General features: G+C 67.4%; 21 protein-coding genes. 12 read left to right on the plus strand and 9 right to left on the minus strand.

Going from position 1 to position 19058, the window contains the following annotated elements; genetic code table 11:
• The first annotated feature begins 8 nt into the window (after window positions 1-8).
• From QTH86_RS26800 to QTH86_RS26810, 3 genes are read left to right on the plus strand one after another with little or no spacing between them, the layout of a single operon-like run.
• The gene (locus QTH86_RS26800; protein WP_286649307.1) at window positions 9-809 is read left to right on the plus strand and encodes a TlyA family RNA methyltransferase; all 801 of its coding nucleotides are present in this window, start codon (window positions 9-11) and stop codon (window positions 807-809) included.
• Window positions 787-1620, plus strand: coding sequence for a methylenetetrahydrofolate reductase [NAD(P)H] (gene metF / locus QTH86_RS26805; RefSeq protein WP_286649308.1), 834 nt, complete (start codon window positions 787-789; stop codon window positions 1618-1620). The genes QTH86_RS26800 and metF overlap by 23 nt, the downstream gene beginning before the upstream one ends.
• Window positions 1617-2324: a septal ring lytic transglycosylase RlpA family protein gene (locus QTH86_RS26810; protein ID WP_286649309.1), complete on the plus strand. Its 708-nt coding sequence runs from the start codon at window positions 1617-1619 to the stop codon at window positions 2322-2324. The genes metF and QTH86_RS26810 overlap by 4 nt, the downstream gene beginning before the upstream one ends.
• An 8-nt stretch (window positions 2325-2332) precedes the next feature.
• Here the strand turns inward: QTH86_RS26810 and QTH86_RS26815 are convergent, their stop codons facing one another.
• Window positions 2333-3253 (minus strand): 23S rRNA (adenine(2030)-N(6))-methyltransferase RlmJ, encoded by a 921-nt coding sequence (locus tag QTH86_RS26815; RefSeq protein ID WP_286649310.1) that lies wholly within the window; start codon window positions 3251-3253, stop codon window positions 2333-2335.
• A 192-nt stretch (window positions 3254-3445) separates the two neighbouring features.
• Here QTH86_RS26815 and QTH86_RS26820 point away from each other — a divergent pair, with 192 nt between their 5' ends.
• From QTH86_RS26820 to mdtD, 5 genes are all read left to right on the plus strand, one after another.
• The gene (locus QTH86_RS26820; RefSeq protein ID WP_286649311.1) at window positions 3446-4498 is read left to right on the plus strand and encodes a porin; all 1053 of its coding nucleotides are present in this window, start codon (window positions 3446-3448) and stop codon (window positions 4496-4498) included.
• Between the two features lie 231 nt (window positions 4499-4729).
• Entirely contained in the window at window positions 4730-5158 is a 429-nt protein-coding gene (gene rplM / locus QTH86_RS26825; RefSeq protein WP_286649312.1) for a 50S ribosomal protein L13, read from the plus strand.
• An 11-nt stretch (window positions 5159-5169) separates the two neighbouring features.
• Window positions 5170-5562 (plus strand): 30S ribosomal protein S9, encoded by a 393-nt coding sequence (gene rpsI / locus QTH86_RS26830; protein ID WP_162569459.1) that lies wholly within the window; start codon window positions 5170-5172, stop codon window positions 5560-5562.
• A 212-nt stretch (window positions 5563-5774) separates the two neighbouring features.
• Window positions 5775-6146: an iron-sulfur cluster insertion protein ErpA gene (gene erpA, locus QTH86_RS26835; protein WP_183027375.1), complete on the plus strand. Its 372-nt coding sequence runs from the start codon at window positions 5775-5777 to the stop codon at window positions 6144-6146.
• Between the two features lie 89 nt (window positions 6147-6235).
• Window positions 6236-7669, plus strand: coding sequence for a multidrug transporter subunit MdtD (gene mdtD, locus QTH86_RS26840; protein WP_286649313.1), 1434 nt, complete (start codon window positions 6236-6238; stop codon window positions 7667-7669).
• A 19-nt stretch (window positions 7670-7688) separates the two neighbouring features.
• On the opposite strand, the gene QTH86_RS26845 is transcribed toward mdtD, so the two are convergent.
• Both QTH86_RS26845 and QTH86_RS26850 read right to left on the minus strand, forming a co-directional pair.
• On the minus strand, window positions 7689-8798 hold the full coding sequence (locus QTH86_RS26845; RefSeq protein ID WP_286649314.1) for an anhydro-N-acetylmuramic acid kinase: 1110 nt from the start codon (window positions 8796-8798) through the stop codon (window positions 7689-7691).
• A gap of 29 nt (window positions 8799-8827) precedes the next feature.
• Window positions 8828-10183, minus strand: coding sequence for a M23 family metallopeptidase (locus QTH86_RS26850; protein WP_286649315.1), 1356 nt, complete (start codon window positions 10181-10183; stop codon window positions 8828-8830).
• Between the two features lie 159 nt (window positions 10184-10342).
• Here QTH86_RS26850 and tyrS point away from each other — a divergent pair, with 159 nt between their 5' ends.
• Window positions 10343-11575 (plus strand): tyrosine--tRNA ligase, encoded by a 1233-nt coding sequence (gene tyrS / locus QTH86_RS26855; RefSeq protein WP_286649341.1) that lies wholly within the window; start codon window positions 10343-10345, stop codon window positions 11573-11575.
• Window positions 11576-11588: 13 nt separating this feature from the next.
• Here the strand turns inward: tyrS and QTH86_RS26860 are convergent, their stop codons facing one another.
• Window positions 11589-12191 carry an OmpA family protein gene (locus QTH86_RS26860; protein WP_286649316.1) on the minus strand — a complete coding sequence of 201 codons (603 nt, stop codon included), beginning with the start codon at window positions 12189-12191 and terminating at the stop codon, window positions 11589-11591.
• Complete coding sequence (locus QTH86_RS26865; protein WP_286649317.1) at window positions 12188-12658, minus strand: FecR family protein; 471 nt, start codon at window positions 12656-12658, stop codon at window positions 12188-12190. Before QTH86_RS26865 ends, QTH86_RS26860 begins: the two co-directional genes overlap by 4 nt.
• 125 nt (window positions 12659-12783) lie before the next feature.
• Here QTH86_RS26865 and QTH86_RS26870 point away from each other — a divergent pair, with 125 nt between their 5' ends.
• Both QTH86_RS26870 and dtd read left to right on the plus strand, forming a co-directional pair.
• On the plus strand, window positions 12784-13719 hold the full coding sequence (locus QTH86_RS26870) for a cation diffusion facilitator family transporter (RefSeq protein WP_286649318.1): 936 nt from the start codon (window positions 12784-12786) through the stop codon (window positions 13717-13719).
• A complete protein-coding gene (dtd, locus tag QTH86_RS26875) occupies window positions 13716-14159 on the plus strand; it encodes a D-aminoacyl-tRNA deacylase (protein WP_286649319.1) in 444 nt (147 codons plus the stop codon). Before QTH86_RS26870 ends, dtd begins: the two co-directional genes overlap by 4 nt.
• Before the next feature lie 15 nt (window positions 14160-14174).
• Here the strand turns inward: dtd and ybeY are convergent, their stop codons facing one another.
• Both ybeY and QTH86_RS26885 read right to left on the minus strand, forming a co-directional pair.
• Window positions 14175-14633, minus strand: coding sequence for an rRNA maturation RNase YbeY (ybeY, locus tag QTH86_RS26880; protein ID WP_286649320.1), 459 nt, complete (start codon window positions 14631-14633; stop codon window positions 14175-14177).
• Complete coding sequence (locus QTH86_RS26885) at window positions 14633-15580, minus strand: PhoH family protein (RefSeq protein ID WP_286649321.1); 948 nt, start codon at window positions 15578-15580, stop codon at window positions 14633-14635. The genes ybeY and QTH86_RS26885 overlap by 1 nt, the downstream gene beginning before the upstream one ends.
• A gap of 30 nt (window positions 15581-15610) precedes the next feature.
• On the opposite strand from QTH86_RS26885, the gene ruvA reads away from it, so the two are divergent.
• Complete coding sequence (gene ruvA / locus QTH86_RS26890) at window positions 15611-16183, plus strand: Holliday junction branch migration protein RuvA (protein WP_286649322.1); 573 nt, start codon at window positions 15611-15613, stop codon at window positions 16181-16183.
• Window positions 16184-16226: 43 nt separating this feature from the next.
• On the opposite strand, the gene QTH86_RS26895 is transcribed toward ruvA, so the two are convergent.
• Both QTH86_RS26895 and QTH86_RS26900 read right to left on the minus strand, forming a co-directional pair.
• Window positions 16227-18107, minus strand: a complete 1881-nt coding sequence (locus QTH86_RS26895; RefSeq protein ID WP_444814123.1) for a potassium transporter Kup — start codon at window positions 18105-18107, stop codon at window positions 16227-16229.
• The gene (locus QTH86_RS26900) at window positions 18104-19057 is read right to left on the minus strand and encodes a phosphatidate cytidylyltransferase (protein ID WP_286649323.1); all 954 of its coding nucleotides are present in this window, start codon (window positions 19055-19057) and stop codon (window positions 18104-18106) included. Before QTH86_RS26900 ends, QTH86_RS26895 begins: the two co-directional genes overlap by 4 nt.
• Window position 19058: the final 1 nt, after the last annotated feature.

Genomic DNA, 19058 nt, shown 5'->3' on the forward strand with positions numbered 1-19058 from the left:
GGCGCACCTTGCGTGCCGATCAATTGCTGGTTGAACGCGGCCTGGCGGCCTCGCGGTCGCAAGCCGTCCGCCTCATCGCGGGCGGGCTGCGATGGCGTGACGCCGGCAGCGGCGCCGACTGGCGCAGCGTGGGCAAGAACCGCGACGACATCCCCGAATCGGCCGAGCTCGAACTGGTCGATGCGGCCGAGTCGCGCTATGTGTCGCGCGGCGGGCTGAAGCTCGACGGCGCGCTGGCCGCGACGGGCGTCGACCCGTCGGGCCGCCGCTGCCTCGACATCGGCCAGTCGACCGGCGGCTTCACCGACTGCCTGCTGCAGCACGGTGCCATGCATGTGGTCGGCATCGACGTCGGCCACGGCCAGCTGCACGACCGCATCCGGGCCGACGAGCGGGTGACGGCCATCGAGAAGGTCAATGCACGTGCGCTGACGGCCGAGGATTTTCCCGAGGGCGAGGACACCGCGTTCGATCTGATCGTCGGTGACCTGTCCTTCATCTCGCTCACGCTGGTGCTGCCGGCAGTGATGCCGTTCCTCGCGTCCGGCGGCGACCTGCTGATGCTGGTCAAGCCGCAGTTCGAGCTGCAGCCCGGCCAGGTCGGCAAGGGCGGCATCGTGCGCGACGAGGCGATGTACCCGATCGTCGAGCAACGCCTGCGCGACGCCTGTGCCGCGCTCGGCCAGCGCGTGGTGCGCTGGCTCGACAGCCCGCTCGCCGGGGGCGACGGCAACCGCGAGTTCTTCATCCATGCCGTCCGTGACGACGGCCCTGCCGGAGCTGCCCATGCAACTTCCGTTGAGCTTTGAATTCTTTCCGACCAAGACGCCCGAAGGCGCGGTGAAGCTGCGCGCGGTGCGCCAGCAGCTCTACGCGATGCGTCCCGAGTTCTGCTCGGTGACCTATGGTGCCGGCGGGTCCACCCACGACGGCACCTTCGCCGCCGTGCGCGAGATCCTGGAAGAGGGCGGCGATGCCGCCAGCCACTTCTCGTGCATCGGCGCCACCAAGGCCACGGTGCGCGCCCAGCTGGGCGAGCTCAAGGCCATGGGCGTCAAGCGCCTGGTCGCGCTGCGCGGCGACCTGCCCAGCGGCTATGGCGCGGGCGGCGAGTTCCAGTACGCGAGCGACCTGGTGGCCTTCATCCGCGAGGAGACGGGCCGAGACTTCCACATCGAGGTGGCCTGCTACCCCGAGGTGCATCCGCAGGCGCGTTCGCCCGAGTCGGACCTCAAGGCCTTCGCCGAGAAGGTGCGCGCCGGTGCCGATTCGGCCATCACGCAGTACTTCTTCAATGCCGATGCGTACTTCCGCTTTGTCGACGAAGCGCAGCGCCTGGGCATCGCAACGCCGATCGTGCCGGGCGTGATGCCCATCACCAGTTCCACGCAGCTCATGCGCTTCTCCGACGCCTGCGGCGCGGAGATTCCGCGCTGGGTCCGGCTGCGGCTGCAGAGCTACGGCGACGATGTCGCGTCGATCAAGGCCTTCGGCCTCGACGTCGTGACGCGCCTGTGCGAGCAACTGCGCGACGGCGGCGCACCGGCGCTGCACTTCTACACGATGAACCAGTCCGCCGCGACGCTCGCCCTGCTGGAGCGGCTCGGCAGGCGCGCATGACGCGTGGCGGCGCCGGCGGCGTGCCCTGGCGGGCGGGCCTCGCGGCCCTGCTCGCCGGCCTGCTGGTGGCCTGCGTCGCGCCGCCATCGGGCGGCGAAGGTGGGCCGTCGGCGCCTGCCGCGTCCGGCCTGCAGCCGCTGACGCGCGATCTGTCGGTGCCGGCGGGCGCTCGACCCCGGTCGGCCGTGCCCTCGGTGCGTTATGACCTGGCCTCCTCGGGCCAGGACGAACTCGGCCCCGACGATGGCGTGCCGGGCGATGACGTGCCGCGCACCGTCTACCAGCGCGGCGGCGCGTCGTGGTACGGCATCGGCTTCCATATGCGCAAGACCGCGAACGGCGAGCGATTCGACATGAGCTCGATGACCGCAGCGCATCGCACCTTGCCCTTCAACACCGTCGTGTGCGTGCGCAGCCTGGTCAACGGGCGAGAGGTGCTGGTGCGCATCAACGACCGCGGCCCCTTCTCCTCGGGCCGCATCATCGACCTGAGCCGGGCGGCGGCGGATGCGCTGGACATGGTCAGCACCGGTATCAAGCAGGTGGCACTGCACGTGGTCGACCAGCCGGGCATGCGCTGCAACGGCGAGGTGGCCGACGTGACGGCATTGCAGCCCACCCCGGATGCGGAGCGTGCGCAGGCCAAGGCGCCGGCGCCTGCCGTCAGGCCGAAGCGCCAGGTCGCGGCGCGGCGGCGCAACTAGGGTCGGCGTCAGCCGCCCGCGTCGAGCGAGAAGGCGGCGTTGCGGTCCTGGCCCAGCCGTTCCACCAACTGCGGCAGCGCGGCCGCCATCTGCGCCTTCAGCGTGTAGGGCGGGTTGATCAGGAACATCCCGCTGGCAGGCAGCCCGGGCCGGCGCGTCTCGCCGGTCGGTGCCGTCACGATCTTGCTCGACTTGACGGTGAGCGTGGCATGCAGCCACGACTTGCCGGCCTTGGTCGCCATCGTCTTGAGCCGGCGCGGCAGGTCGTGCGCCTCGGGCCGCGGAATGATCGGGTACCAGACGGCGTAGGTGCCGGTGGCGAAGCGCTTGAGCGCCTCGCCGACGAAGTCGAGCACGCGGCCGTAGTCGGTCTTCAGTTCATAGCTCGGGTCGCACAGCACCAAGGCGCGGCGCGAGGGCGGCGGCAGGAACTTGGTGGCGCTGCCGAAGCCGTCTTCGTGCAGCACGGCGATCTGCCGGCCGGCTTCGAGTTGCGCGATGTTCGCGTCGAGCGTGCGCGAATCGGTCGGGTGCAACTCGAAGAGCTTGAGCCGGTCGTGGTCGCGCAGCAGGTGCTGCACGATGAAGGGCGAACCGGGGTAGACCTTGGCGCCCCCTTTGGGGTTGAAGTCGGCGATCACCGCGAGATAGCGGGCGATGGCCTCGGCCAGGGGCGCGTCGGCGGCTGCCTTCTTGGTGCCGGCCGCGACGGCAGGCGGCTGCAGCAGCCGCAGAATGCCCTGTGCCGCCTCGCCGCTGGTGTCGGCGTAGTCGCCGTCGAGCCGGTAGAGGCCGGCGCCGGCATGGGTGTCGACCACGGTGAGCGCCGCGTCTTTTTCGAGCAAATGCTCGAGCGTGGCAATCAGCACCGTGTGCTTGAGCACATCGGCGTGGTTGCCGGCGTGGAAGGCGTGGCGGTAGCTGAACATGTGAATAGTGCCTGGAGAGAAGGGAACGATCGCTGGACTCGACGGCCGCTATTGCATTCAACAAGAGAGGCGGGAGACTAATTACGAAACGTCGATTTTGACCTCCGTGCCGTGATGCGAAAACAACAGGTTCGAATTTTGCGAGTCGAGAATGCGTTCTCACATTCGTTTAAGTTTTTGTAACACTGCTTCATGCTTCGCTCTTGCCTCATTGCCATCGTCACTGCCGTCGCTTGCCCTGCTTATGCCCAGTCCTCAGTGACCCTTAACGGGCTGGCCGACGCCTTCGTCGGTTCCATCCGAATGGCGGGTGCGCCGGGGCGCGTCGACCAAGTGGGCAGCGGCGGCCTCGCGACATCGTGGTTTGGCATGCGTGGGGTGGAAGACCTCGGTGGCGGGCTGTCGGCGACCTTCGTGCTGGCCTCGTTCATGCGGGTCGACAGCGGCGAAACCGGTCGTTTCAATGGGGACCCGTTTTTCACGCGTGACGCGAACGTGGGCCTCTCGGGCAGCCTGGGGTCGTTGCGGCTCGGCCGCGCCGCGGCGCCGAATTTCATCCCGACCATCCTGACCAATCCCTTCGGCGATACCTCCGCGTTCTCGCCGCTGGTGTTGCACGCGAACGTGAACAACGCGGCCTGGTTGCACCGCACCACGCCTTCGGACACGGGCTGGGGAAACCAGGTGCTCTACACGACCCCCCGGTTCGCCGGCCTGACGGCAACGCTCCAGTATCAGTTCGGCGAACAGCTCAACAGCACGGGCAACGACGGCAAGAAGAATGTCGGTGTGAGCGTTCTCTATTTCAACGGCCCGTGGTCGGCGACGGCCTACTACGAGCGCGATCAGGTGTCGAACTCGGGCGCTTCGGCGCCGCTGACGACCGTTGTGGCGGGTGTGGCCGTGCCGGAGACCAAGAAGGACTGGATGGTCGGCGGTTCGTACGACCCCGGTTTCGCCAAGTTCTTCGTCACCTACGGCGGCGCCAAGACCGATATCGCCGATTACGATGCCAGGACGACGTCGCTGGGCGTGTCGGTGCCCGTGGGCGCCGGCGCCATTCTGGCGGCCATGGCCCGTACCAAGGTGGAAGGCACCTACGACGGCAGTCGCACGACGGGCAGCGTTGGCTACGACTACTTCCTGTCCAAGCGCACCGACCTGTACGCGGTGCTCATGCAGGACCGGATCACGGACCGGAGCCACGGCAACAGCTTCGGCCTGGGCATGCGCCATCGCTTTTGAACGTGGCCTGATCCTGCTGGCCGTTAAGGCGGGCAGGAAACTTGCCTGGAGCCCGCCTTTCGTCATAGAATCGCGGGCTTCGCAGCGTTTTGGCAGCCCCGCGGCGAAGTGTGCGAACCGGTTCCGGTTCGCGATCCCCCACCTAAGAGATTCCCACCAGAGGAAAACCGACCGTGGAAAAGGGCACAGCCACACCAACTCCGGTTGGGCAAACCAAGTCGAAAGATACTCATGAAAACGTTCAGCGCAAAACCCGCTGACGTGACGCACGAGTGGTTTGTGATTGACGCGACCGACAAGGTCCTCGGACGAGTAGCCAGCGAAGTTGCTCTCCGTTTGCGCGGCAAACACAAGGCCATTTACACGCCTCACGTCGATACCGGTGACTTCATCGTCATCATCAACGCAGCCCAGCTGCGCGTCACCGGAGCCAAGTCGATCGACAAGGTGTACTACCGTCACTCGGGTTACCCGGGCGGCATCAGTGCCACCAACTTCCGCGACATGCAATCCAAGTTCCCGGGCCGTGCCCTGGAAAAGGCCGTCAAGGGCATGCTGCCCAAGGGCCCGCTCGGCTACGCGATGATCAAGAAACTCAAGGTCTACGGTGGCGCCGAGCACCCGCATACCGCCCAACAGCCCAAAGTGCTGGAACTGTAAGGAGCCTTGAGATGATTGGTGAATGGAACAATGGAACCGGCCGTCGCAAATCCAGCGTCGCCCGTGTGTTCATGAAAAAGGGCACCGGCAAGATCACGGTCAATGGCAAGGACATCCAGGCCTATTTCGGCCGTGAAACGTCCATCATGATCGCCAAGCAACCGCTGTTCTTGACGAACAACGTCGAAGCTTTCGACATCATGATCAACGTGGCCGGTGGCGGCGAATCGGGTCAAGCCGGCGCCGCGCGCCACGGCATCACCCGCGCCCTGATCGACTACGACGCGACGCTCAAGCCGGTGCTGAGCCAGGCCGGCTTCGTGACGCGCGATGCGCGTGAAGTCGAGCGTAAGAAGGTCGGTCTGCACTCCGCACGCCGCCGCAAGCAATTCTCCAAGCGCTGATCTTCGCTGCTGCGCCACTGCATGGCGGCGTTGCAAATCCTCGCCGGACGGAAGTCCGGCTCCGGTTTGTGCCTTGCCCTGCAGCGGCTCGCGACGCGAATATCCGCACTTGGCATGTTGCGAAAGCCGCCCTCTGGGCGGCTTTTTGCTGCTTGCAGTAGCATTCCCGCATTGGCCGCATGTTCGGCCCACCCCCCACAGGAGTCCCGCACATGAGCGCTGTTGCCGAAACCATCCAGACCCCGACCCAGATGCCCGAGCCGATTGTCTTCACCGACAGCGCGGCCGCCAAGGTGGCCGACCTGATCGCCGAAGAGGGCAACCCCGAGCTTAAGCTGCGGGTGTTCGTGCAGGGAGGTGGCTGCTCCGGCTTCCAGTACGGCTTCACCTTCGACGAGATCACCAACGAGGACGACACGACCATGACCAAGAACGGCGTGTCGCTGCTGATCGATGCCATGAGCTACCAGTACCTGGTCGGCGCGGAGATCGACTACAAGGAAGACCTCCAGGGCGCCCAGTTCGTGATCAAGAACCCCAATGCCACCAGCACCTGCGGCTGCGGTTCGAGCTTCTCGGCCTGATGCCTGGATGCTGCTGATCTAGCGTCCCCGCCAAGCCGCCTTCGGGCGGCTTTTTGCTGTCCGTCGTTCTTTCAACTCCCCGTTCCTTCATGACGCCAGAGGTTGCCAACCCCGTCGCGCCCGTGCGCAAAAGCCTTCTGTGGCTCGTCGCCGTCGGCTTCTTCATGCAGACGCTGGACGCGACGATCATCAACACGGCGTTGCCGGCCATGGCCGTTGGCCTGGGCGTCAGCCCGCTGCGCATGCAGTCCGTGGTGGTGGCCTATTCGCTCACGATGGCGATGCTGATCCCGGCCTCGGGCTGGATCGCCGATCGCTTCGGCACGCGGCGCATCTTCTTCTCGGCGATCGTGCTGTTTGTCCTCGGATCGGTCGCCTGTGCGCTCTCGCAGGGCCTCGGCCAGCTTGTGGCCGCCCGGGTGGTGCAGGGGCTAGGCGGCGCACTGCTGCTGCCGGTGGGGCGGTTGGCGCTGCTGCGCACGGTGCCCCGCGCAGAGTTCCTGCAGGCGATGAGCTTTGTGGCCATCCCCGGGCTCATCGGACCGTTGCTGGGGCCGACGTTGGGTGGCTGGCTGGTGCAGTACGCGTCGTGGCACTGGATCTTCCTGATCAACGTGCCGGTCGGCCTGCTGGGCTGCATCGCCACGCTGCGCTTCATGCCAGATATCCGGGGCGTGGCGCTGCGGCGCTTCGATGGCGCCGGCTATGCCATGCTGGCGTTCGGCATGGTGGCGATCTCGCTGGCGCTGGACGGCGTGGCCGAACTGGGGCTGCGTCAGGTGAGCGTGTTCGTGCTGCTGGTGTTCGGCTTCGCCAGCCTGACGGCCTATTGGCTGCAGGCAGCGCGCAAGCCCGATCCGTTGTTCTCGCCGGTGCTTTTCAAGGTGCCGACCCTCAGCATCGGCCTGCTCGGCAACCTGTTCTCTCGTCTGGGCAGCGGTTGCATGCCTTTTCTCGTGCCGCTGCTGCTCCAGGTCTCGATGGGCTATTCGCCCCTGCACGCGGGCCTGATGATGCTGCCCATCGCGATGGCGGGCATGGCGATGAAGCGCTTCACCACGCCGCTCATCACGCACTTCGGCTACCGCCGCGTGCTGGTCGCCAACACCGCGCTGGTGGGTGTCACGATGGGTTGTTTTGCGCTGACGTCGCCGGGCCAACCGGTGGCACTGCACATCGTGCTGCTGCTCTGTTTCGGAGCGGTTAACTCGCTGCAGTTCACGGCGATGAACACGGTCACGCTGCGTGATCTCGACAGCAGCATGGCCAGCAGCGGCAACAGCCTGCTGTCGATGGTCCAGATGCTGGCGATGAGCCTGGGCGTGGCGGCCGCCAGTTCGGTCCTTGGCGGTTATTCGGGCATCTTCGGGAGCGCCGCGCCCATCGACACCCTGCACGCCTTCCAGGCCACGTTCGCGACCATGGGGCTGATCACGCTCGCCTCCGCGCTGATCTTCTGGCACCTGCCGCCCGAGGCGCGTGCCGTGCAGCCCCCGCAGCCCGAGGTGTCGGGGCACGGCTGAGGAGCCTTGCAGCAAGGCGTCAGGCGGGGTAGATCGCGCCCAGCACCCGTGCGCCGCGTGCGCCGGTCACGCTCGCCAGGTTGCCGGGCTCACGCCGGAGCGTGGCCCGTGCCAGCCAGGCGAAGGCGGCGGCCTCGACCTGCTGCGGCGGCAAGCCGCGTTCGGCGGAGGAACACACGGTCAGTTTGGGCAGCAGGGCGGCCAGGCGCCCCATGAGGTGGTCGTTGAGCGCGCCGCCGCCGCAGACGATCAGTGCCGACGCGTCGCCACCGTACAGGCGCACGTCGTGCGCGCACGCGGATGCCGTGAGCTCGGTGAGCGTGGCCTGCACGTCGACGGGGGCGAGGGCCGCCTCGCCCAGCACGGCATCGAGCCAGCCAGGGTGGAACAGGTCGCGGCCGGTGCTCTTGGGAGGGGGCTGCGCGAAGAAGGGCTCGGCGCGCATCCGCGCCAGCAGCAGCGGGTCGACGCGGCCGCTGGCCGCCCACCGGCCGCCGTCGTCGAAAGGCCGGCCGGTGTGCAGGCGGCACCAATGGTCCATCAGGGCGTTGCCGGGGCCGCAGTCGAAACCGAGGACCGGGCCGCCGTCGGCAGGCAGCACGCTCAGGTTCGAGATACCGCCGATGTTCAGGACCGCGAGGGTCTGGTGCACCTGGCCGAACACCGCACGGTGGAAGGCGGGCACCAGCGGCGCCCCCTGGCCGCCAGCGGCCACGTCGCGGCTGCGGAAGTCTGCCACCACGTCGATGCGGCACAGCTCGGCGAGCAGAGCGGGGTTGTTCAGCTGCAACGTGTAGCCGATGCCATCGACTGCGCCGGGCTGGTGCCGGATGGTCTGGCCATGGGCGCCGATCGCCGTGACGTCGGCGGGTGAGCAGGCGGTGTCGTTCAGCAGTTGTCGCACCACGTCGGCATAGAGGTGCGCTAGGCCGTTGGCCGCCAGGGCTGCGCGGTGCAGCTCGTTGTCGCCGGGCGTGTTGAGCGCCAGCAGCTCGGCGCGCAGCGCCTCAGGAAAGGGCGCGCTGGCGTGGGCCAGGACCGCGATGCGACCCGCGTCAAGGTCCGCCACGACGCCGTCAACCCCGTCGAGCGAGGTGCCCGACATCAGGCCGATGAAGCGTTCGGCCATGCGCGCTCAGCCAGGTATCGGGGGGCCGCTCAGTCGGCGCTCGCCTGGACCACGGAGAAGGCGGCGGCCAGCTCGCGGCGCGTCGCCATCGCCTGGCGGTCGAAGATCGGGCGCACCGACGCGCTGATCGGCGTGCCGCCGTCCTGTTGCGCGATGTTGGCCGGGTTGGTGTATTCGCCGTTCACGCGGAACTCGAAGTGCAGATGCGGGCCCGTGGCCCACCCGGTGGAACCGACCGCGCCAATGAACTGGCTCTGGCTCACCGCCTGCCCGACCTTCACGTCGATGCGGCTGAGATGCGCATAGACGGTTTCCTGGTTGTTGCGGTGCTTCACGATGATGATGTTGCCGTAGCCGTTCTGCCGGCCGGCGAATTCCACCACGCCGTCACCGACGGCCCGCACCGCGGTGCCGGTGGGGGCTGCGAAATCGATGCCGTTGTGCTGGCGCCAGGTGTTCTGGATGGGGTGGATCCGCATCGCGAAGCCGCTGGAGATGCGCGAGAACTCGACCGGCGAGGACAGGTAGGCACGCAGCAGGCTGTCGCCGTTCGGGCGGTAGTAGCCGCCCTTCTTGCCCGGTTCCTGGAACCACATCGCCTGGTAGATCTTGCCGTTACTCTCGAACTCAGCCGACAGCACCCGGCCGCTGCGCAGCGACTGGCCATCGGCTTCGAAGGTTTCGTAGACGACGGCGAAACGGTCGCCCCTGCGCAGTGCGCGGAAGTCGACGTCGGCGGAGAAGATGTCGGCCAGCTGGCTGGCGACCGCATCGGGGATGCGGGCCTCGTCGGTGGCGGCGAAGAGCGAACTGCGCACGACGCCGCTGGCGAGCCGGCTCGCGGCCGTGAGCCGGTCGGCCTCGGTGCGGACCGTGAAGCCCTTGCCGGTGCTGTCACGGGCGATCACCAGGCGCTTGAAGCCGCCATCACCGTCGGGAATCCAGCGTGCGCTCAGGCGTTGTAGGGTGTTGTCGCGGGCGGCCTCGGCGGTCACCGAGCGGCCGGTCCGGTTGAACAGGGCGCCTCGCGCTTCGGCATTGCCGCGCACGAAGGCTGCGGCGGCCGGGTCGGCGATGCCCAGGCGCTTGAGCAGCGCGTCGATGGTGTCGCTGGCCCGGGTGAGTTCCGTGCGGAAAAGCGTGAAGTCGTGCGTGTCGAGCGCTTCCACCTGATCGGCGTAGGCCAAAGGTTGGACGGCTTCGAGCACTTGCCGGACCGGCAGGTCGGCCACGTCCGGGCCGAGCGATGCGACGGCGAAGGCGCCGCCACCTGCGCACAGCAAGAGCGCACCGATGGCGGCGCTGATCTGCTTCGGATAGGTGCGGAAGGTATGTGCGACACGGGAAGCCAGCAGCTCCTCGGCAGCGAGAATGGCGTTGATCAACGTCTTAAAGCCCTGTTTCGGTTCGGCGGGTCCTCAGCACTGAACTCGCGTGGCGAGGCTGCAGGACGGAGCGAAAGAAAAGCGCCGCTTAGAATCCGACGCTTGGAAAGTCGGGCTGAGTATAGCTTCGGCCATACGCAAAACTGCCAAAAAGTCCCAATGAAGCCCGAGTTTGTTACAAGCCAAAGTCTTTCCGATGCTGTAGGACGTGCGCTCGAAATCTCCCTGCGCGGGGCTGACGAGTTGCTCCCCCAAGAGGAATGGGTGCGCAAACTGCAGCGCGCCGAGGCCACGGGCACGCCGTTGCGCATCAAATTCGGTCTCGATCCGACGGCCCCGGACATTCACCTGGGCCACACCGTCGTCTTCAACAAGCTGCGTCAGTTGCAGGACCTGGGACACACCGTGATCCCTTTGATCGGCGACTTCACGACGACCATTGGAGATCCGTCCGGCCGCAATAGCACGCGGCCACCGCTGACCCGTGAGCAGATCGAGGTCAACGCTGCGACTTATTTCGATCAACTGCGGCTCCTGTTGGATGTGGATCGTGCCGAAGTCCGCTACAACTCCGAATGGAGCGACCCGCTGGGCGCGCGCGGCATGATCCAGCTGGCCGCCAAGTACACCGTGGCGCGGATGATGGAGCGCGACGACTTCACGAAGCGCTTCAAGGCCGGCCAGTCGATCTCGGTGCATGAGTTCCTGTATCCGCTGATGCAGGGCTATGACTCCGTGGCACTCAGGTCGGACCTGGAACTCGGCGGTACGGATCAGAAGTTCAATCTGCTGGTCGGGCGCCATCTTCAACAGGAATATGGCCAGGAGCCGCAGTGCATACTCACTATGCCATTGCTCGAAGGCCTGGACGGTGTGGAGAAGATGTCCAAGAGCAAGGGCAACTACATCGGCGTCACCGAGGCGCCGAACACCATGTTCGCCAAGGTGTTGTCGATCTCCGACGACCTGATGTGGCGCTGGTACACGCTGCTGAGCTTCCGCTCGATGGCCGACATCGAGGCGCTGAAGGCCGAGATCGCCGGTGGCCGCAACCCGAAGGACGCGAAGGTGGCCCTGGCGAAGGAAATCACCGCGCGCTTCCATAGCGCCGCCGCGGCCGAGGCGGCCGAACAGGACTTCGCGAACCGCAGCAAGGGCGGTGTGCCCGACGAGATTCCGGAGGTGACGCTGTCCGGCGCTCCGCTGGGCATCGCACAGCTGCTCAAGCAGGCCGGGCTGGCGCCGTCCACGTCGGAAGGCAACCGCCTGATCGATGGCGGCGGCGTGCGCATCGATTCGGCCGTCGTGAGCGACAAGGGCCTCAAGCTGCCGGCCGGCAGCTACGTGGTGCAGGTCGGCAAGCGCAAGTTCGCGCGGGTGCTCTTGGGCTGAAGCGCGCCGGCGCTCAGCGGACCTCGATCGTCACCCGGCGGTTGCGTGGCTCCGCGACTTCGTCGGGGGTCGGAATGAGCAGGTTACGTTCGCCGCGCCCGATCGCCTGGATGCGGCTGGCGGGAAAACCGCGGTCGGCGAACATCTGGCGCACTTCCTGGGCGCGCCGGCGCGACAGGTCGTCGTTGCGTTCCAGCGTGCCCAGCGTGTCGGTGTGGCCGGTCACCACGATTTCACCGCCGTTGCGCGCGGCGGCGGCGGCCAGCGCTTCGCTCAGTGTGACTTGCGATTCGGGCGTCAGGGCCGTTTCGCCGGCATCGAAATAGAGGGTGTAGCGCTGCGGTGGCGGTGGCATCAGGTCGAACAGGCTGCGGTTTTCGGCCTCGATGCGCGCCGGGTCGGCTTGGTCGACCACCGGCGCACCGGTGCTGTTGCGGCTGGCGGTGGCTCGCTGGTAAGGCTTGCCCAGGACCTCTTCGCCGCCGTTGGCGCGGACCACCACAGCCGATGGCCGGCCATCGGCCTGCGGAAGGAGCACGACGCGGGTGCCGCTGGACGAGCAGGCCGCAATCAGGAGGCTGGTGAAGACAGTGGCAGCGAGTCGGTGAAAAGTCACGGTTGGGCGTCGGCCTGCACGATGAAGTCGGTGCCGCGGATGCCGATGGTAGCCGTCTGTGTCTCGATGCGGACGGCATCGGGCTGCTTTTTGCCGATCAGGCCGGTGATCATGCGCATCGAGCCGCGCAGCAGGGACACCAGCAGGCCGCCGTCCTGGGTGGTGGCGTCGAAATGAAATTCCTTGATGTCCAGCCGCGACGAGGGGCCGACCACCATCATCGTGCCGTCACGCAGCACCACGCTGGCGGCCGAATCCGTGCCGGTGAGCACGCGGTCGATGGGCATCAGCACGTCGCCGGGCGAAGCGGGGCGCTGGGTTCCGGAGGCACTGAGCAACTGCACGTCGCCGCGGACCGACTTGATGGTGCCGGCCTGCAGTTCGGGCGGTGTGGCCGTCGCCTGCGCGAACGCGGCGCCGCTGGCCAGGGCAAGGATGCACAGCAGGGTCGGAATCCGATGGTTCATGGTCACTCCTTGAACGGTGTCGCCACGGGGCGAGGCCCGGCATGGTAAGCGACCGCATCGCCTCGTCGATGAGGTCGCGATAATTCAGCTCCCTTGTGCGGTCTAGTACCGCTTTTCCCTCTGCCATGCCTGCTCCTGCACCTTCTTCATCCCTTCGCTGGAGCCCCAAGGCCTTGCTGCGCGTCTCGGTCGCTGTCGCATTGGTGACCATCGTGCTCAAGGGGGCGGCGGGCTACGTGACCAATTCCATGGGCCTGATCTCCGATGCCATGGAGTCCTTCGTCAACCTCGCCAGCGCGATGTTTGCGCTGGCCATGGTGACGATCGCCGCACGCCCGGCCGACGAAGACCATCCGTACGGGCATCACAAGGCGGAGTATTTCTCGTCCGGCTTCGAGGGCATCCTGATCATCGGTGCGGCGCTGGCCATCGGCTGGGCGGCCATCGTGCGGTTGATGTCGCCGCAGCCCATCGAACAACTCGGCTGGGGCCTGGCGCTGTCGATCGTCAGCTCGATGCTGAACGCGGCGCTGGCCATCGCGATGTTCCGTGCGGCGCGTGCGCACCGCTCGATCGCCCTCGAAGCCGACGGCCGGCACCTGATCACCGACGTGTGGACCTCGGCCGCCGTGGTGGTCGGCATCGTCGCGGTGCACGTCACCGGCTGGCTGTGGCTCGATCCGCTGCTGGCGATCGGGGTGGCCTTGAACATCGTGCGCGAAGGGGTGCACCTGGTCTGGCGCTCGTCGCAGGGGTTGATGGACCAGGCGCTCGATGCACCGTCGCTGGCGGCGATGAACGAGGCCCTCGCGCGTTTCGCCGCGCGGCCCGATGGCGCGGCTTTGCGCTTCGACGACATCGTCACGCGCAGTGCGGGGCGCCGCCGTTTCGCCGACCTGCACATGCACGTGCCGGGCGAGTGGTCGCTGCAGCGCGCGGCCGGGTTGCGCGATGCGCTCGAGCAGTCGCTGATGGAGGCCGTGCCAGGCCTGCGCGTCACGATCCAGCTGCTGCCGCTCAACATGGAAGCGCGTGCCGTGCGCATGGGGGAGCACGAGTGAAGGCGGTGCTGCAACGCGTGCGCGAGGCGCGGGTCGACATCGCCGGTGAAACCGTCGGCGCGATCGGTGCGGGCCTGCTGGTGCTGCTGTGCGCCGAGCGCGACGACACCGACGCCGTGGCCGACCGGATGCTCTCCAAGATCCTCAAGCTGCGCATCTTCTCGGACGATGCCGGCAAGATGAACCGCAGCGTACAGGACATCGGTGGCGGCCTCTTGGTCGTGAGCCAGTTCACCCTGGCCGCGGATGTGAGCGGCGGCAACCGGCCGAGCTTCACGCAGGCCGCCGCGCCCGATGAAGGTCAGCGGCTGTACGAGCTGTTCGTGGCACGGGCCCGCGCTGCGCATCCCGTCGTGGCGACCGGCGTGTTCGCCGCCGACATGCAGGTGCACCTGGTCAACGACGGCCCGGTGACGATCCCGCTGCAGATGACGGCTTGACGGCCGTCTGAACCGCTACTTGCCGTAGGGGCTGCGGATGCCCATCTCGGCCAGGATATCGATCTCGTAGGCTTCCATCTCATCGGCGTCGGCCTCGCTGGTCTCGTGGTCCCAACCCTGCGCGTGCAGTGTGCCGTGCACCAGCAGGTGCGCGTAGTGGTCGGCCAGCGTCTTGCGGTTTTCCTTCGCCTCGCGCGCCACCACCGGCGCGCACAGCACCAGGTCGGCCATCACGATGGGCGACTGCGCATAGTCGAAGGTCAGCACGTTGGTCGCGTAGTCCTTGCCGCGGAACTCGCGGTTGAGCCGCTGGCCTTCCTCCGCATCGACGATGCGCACGGTGATCTCGCCGTCGATGTCCAGTGCATGCCGGATCCAGCGCGTGACACGGTGGCGTGGCAGCGCGGCGCGGTGCCGCTCCACGTCCTTGAAGCGCCCGAACTGCAGCGACAGCGACAGTGCCGGCAGCGCCATCACGCGCCTGCGCCGCGCTTGCGCTGGCCGTCGTAGGCGTCGACGATGCGCGCCACCATCGGATGCCGCACCACGTCCGCGCTGCTGAAGCGCGTGATCGCGATGCCCTTGACGCGCTTGAGCACGCGCTCGGCATCGATCAGGCCCGACAGTTGCGACTTGGGCAGGTCGATCTGGCTCACGTCGCCCGTCACCACCGCCTTGGCGCCGAAGCCGATGCGCGTGAGGAACATCTTCATCTGCTCGGGCGTGGTGTTCTGCGCCTCGTCGAGGATGACGAAGGCGTTGTTCAGCGTGCGCCCGCGCATGAAGGCCAGCGGCGCGATCTCCAGCGCGTTGCGCTCGAAGGCCTTCTGCACCTTGTCGTAGCCCATCAGGTCGTAGAGCGCGTCGTACAGCGGGCGCAGGTAGGGATCGACCTTCTGGGACAGGTCGCCCGGCAGGAAGCCGAGCCGTTCACCCGCCTCGACCGCCGGGCGCGTGAGCACGATGCGCTGCACCGCGCTGCGTTCCAGCGCATCGACCGCGCAGGCCACGGCGAGGTAGGTCTTGCCCGTGCCCGCCGGGCCGATGCCGAAGGTGATGTCGTGCTTGGCGATGTGGTCGAGGTAGGCGGCCTGGGTCGGCGTGCGGGCCCGCAGGTCGGCACGGCGCGTGACCAGCATTGGGCCGGCCTCGCCGTCCGCGGTCATGCCCGAATCGCTGGCCAGCGTGAGCTGCACCACGGCCGGGTCGATCGGCCGCTCGGCGATCTCGTACAGCGCCTGCAGCACCTCCATCGCTTGGTCGGCGATGGCCTTCGGACCCTCGACCTTGAACTGCTCGTGGCGGTGCGCGATCGTCACGCCCAGCGTGTCCTCGATGCGGCGCAGGTGCTCGTCGAGCGGGCCGCACAGGTGGCCGAGGCGCACGTTGTTGAGGGGCTTGAAGGTGTGGCGAACGATCAAAGGATAATTCCGGCTCTTGAAGGGGCACCCATGATAGGCAAATTGACCGGCACGCTGGCCGAACGCAATCCACCGCAGGTGGTCGTCGACTGCCACGGCGTCGGTTACGAGGTCGATGTGCCGATGAGCACGTTCTACAACCTGCCGCACACCGGCGAGCGCGTGTCGCTGCTGACGCACTTCGTGGTGCGCGAAGACGCGCAGATTCTCTACGGCTTCGGCACCCATCAGGAACGGGCGGCCTTTCGCCAGCTCATCAAGATCTCCGGCATCGGCCCGCGCATGGCGCTGGGCGTGCTGTCGGGCCTGAGCGTGGGCGAGCTGGCGCAGATCGTCACGCTGCAGGACGCCGGTCGGCTGGTGAAGATCCCCGGCATCGGCAAGAAGACCGCCGAGCGCCTGCTGCTCGAGCTCAAGGGCAAGCTGGGCGCCGACATCGCGCTGCCGGCGCACGCCGCCACCGACGCGCAGGCCGACATCCTGCAGGCGCTGGTCGCGCTGGGCTACAGCGACAAGGAAGCGTCGGCCGCGCTCAAGGCCTTGCCGAAGGACGCGAGCGTGAGCGACGGCATCAAGTTGGCGCTGCGGGCGCTGGCGAAGTAGGCACACCACACGGTACGCGCAGCAGCCCCACGGGCGGCCACCTTCAATTGGCGCGGCGGCCGATCTCGATCAGGCGGTTGTCCGGCAGGCCGAAGTAGTCGGACGCCCGCGCCGCATTGCGCTGCAGCGTGCCGAAGAGCGCCTTGCGCAGCACGCCGAGCCCCGGGAGCCGGCCCAGGCCCAGCGACGCGCGCGAGGTGAAGTACGAGGTCGACATCGACTCGATGTGCAGACCGTGCTGATACGCCATCAGCCGCAGGTATTCCGGAACGGCGGGGTCTTCCATGAAGCCGTGGTAGGCCGTCACGCGCCAGAAACCGTGCGCGAGCTGCTCGACCTCCAGCCGACCGGCCGGGTACACGCGAGGCACGGGACGGCTCCGTACGCACAGGATGATCACCCGGTCGTGCAGCACCTGGTTGTGCTTGAGGTTGTGCAGCAGCGCATGCGGCACGCTGCCCGGGTCGGCCGTCATGAAGACCGCGGTGCCGTGCACGCGGTGCGGCATGTCGACCGCCAGCGCGTCGATGAAGGGTGTCAGTTCGATGCGCTCCTCGGCCGCCGCCTGCTCGGTCACGCGCCGGCCCTGGGCCCAGGTCGTGAAGACGAACATCACCATCGCTGCCACCACCAGCGTGAGCCAGCCGCCTTCCGCGATCTTCAGGCTGTTGGCCACGATGAAGGTCAGGTCGACGAGGGCGAAGAGGCCCACGCCGATGCCCACGGCCACCGGGTTCCAGCGCCACAGGCGCCATGCCACCACACCCGCCAGCAGCGTGGTGGTCAGCATCGTCACCGACACCGCGATGCCATAGGCGGCCGACAGCGCCCCGGAACTGCGGAAGGCCAGTACCAGCAGAAGGACGCCCGCCATCAGCAACCAGTTCACCGTCGGCAGATAGACCTGGCCGATGGCCGAATCGGACGTCTGCACGATGCGCATGCGCGGCAGGTAGCCCATGTGCATGGCATGCGCGGTCATCGAGAACGCACCGGAGATCACCGCCTGGGAGGCGATGACGGTCGCACAGGCCGCCAGCACCACCATCGGCAAGGTGGCCCAGGCGGGAAAGAGACGGAAGAAGGGGTTGTCGATGGCAGCCGGGTCGGCCAGCACCAGGGCGCCTTGGCCGAAGTAGTTGAGCACCAGCGCCGGCAGCGCGATGAAGACCCAGGCCAGGCGGATCGGCGCGGCGCCGAAGTGCCCCATGTCCGCATACAGCGCCTCGCCGCCCGTGAAAGCCAGAAAGACCGCGCCCAGCACGCCCAGCGACTGGGCCCGGTGCGTGAGCAGAAACTGCAACGCCCAGCGGGGGTCGATGGCTTCGAGCACCTGCGGGTTCCGGATGATGTGAGCGATGCCCGAGACGGCCAGCACGCCGAACCACAGCAGCATCACCGGGCCGAACATCCGGCCGACCGATGCCGTGCCCTTGCGCTGCACCAGGAAGAGCCCGATGAGGACCACCAGTGTGATCGGCACCACGTAGGGCTTGAACACGGGCGTGGCGACCTCCAGTCCCTCCACCGCCGACAGGACCGAGATGGCCGGCGTGATCAGGCTGTCGCCATAGAACATCGCGGCGCCGACGAGCCCGAGCGCGGCGATGGCCTTCCAGGCCCAGGGCCGCGCGCCGCCCTTCTCGAGCGCCTGGCCGGCCAGGCCTTGCAAAGCCAGGATGCCGCCTTCGCCGTCGTGGTCGGCGCGCAGCACGAACACCACGTACTTCAGCGTGACGACCAGCATGAGCCCCCACAGCACCAGCGACAGCAGCCCCAGCACGGCGCTGCGGTCCAGCACGACGCCATGGGCCGGGCTGAGGCATTCCTTGAAGGCATAGAGCGGCGAGGTACCGATGTCGCCGAAGACCACCCCGAGGGCGGCCACCATCAGCACGGATTTCGCGGTCCGACCGTCCTTCATGGAACCCACCAGTAGCGCAGCGCGTGAAAGTAGACGGGCGCCGCGAAGATCACCGAGTCGAGCCGGTCGAGCATGCCGCCGTGGCCCTCGATCATGTGGCCCCAGTCCTTCACGCCGCGGTCGCGCTTGATCGCCGACATCACCAGCCCGCCGAAGAAGCCCATCAGGCAGATGGTCAGCGCCATCAATGCCGCTTGCCACGATGTGAAGGGCGTGGCCCAGGAGAGCGCGGCGCCGAGGGCCGTCGCGCTGGCCACGCCGCCGATCAGCCCTTCCCATGTCTTCGACGGCGACAGTTCGGGCGCCACCTTGCGCTTGCCCAGCAGCTTGCCCCACACGTACTGCAGCACGTCGCTGCCCTGCACCACGATCACCAGGAAGGCGATGAGCAGCAGGTTGCGGCCCTCGAAGCCGGGGATCTGCAGCGTGAGCAGGGCCGGTACATGGCTGATGCAGAAGACACAGACCATCAGCCCCCACTGGATCTTCGACGTGCGCTCCAGAAAGCGCTGCGTGTCGCCGCCCACCGCGGCGAGGATCGGCAGCACGAGGAAGGCGTAGACCGGGATGAAGATCGCGTACAGCCCATACCAGTCGATCCAGATCAGCAGGTACTGCACCGGCAGCGCGATGAAGAAGGCCACCGCGATGGCGGCGTGGTCGCCGCGTCGGGTGTAGGCCAGGCTCATGAACTCGCGCAGCGCGTAGAAGGAGATCAGGTAGAACAGCACGATCACGCCGCCCTTGCCGAAGGCGAAGGACAGGCCGATGACCGCCACCATCACCCACCACGCGTTGACGCGCGCGTTGAGGTTGTCGATCACCGAATGCGGCTGGCCGTGCGCCACGCGCCACTTCAGCAGCGCGCCGATGGCCGACGCGAGCACGAGCACGCCGAAGACGCCGCCGAAGAGCATCAGGGTGGTGTGGGTCGAAGCGGAGATATGCATG

The sequence above is a fragment of the Variovorax sp. J2L1-78 genome, from assembly GCF_030317205.1.
GTDB lineage: Bacteria > Pseudomonadota > Gammaproteobacteria > Burkholderiales > Burkholderiaceae_C > Variovorax > Variovorax arabinosiphilus.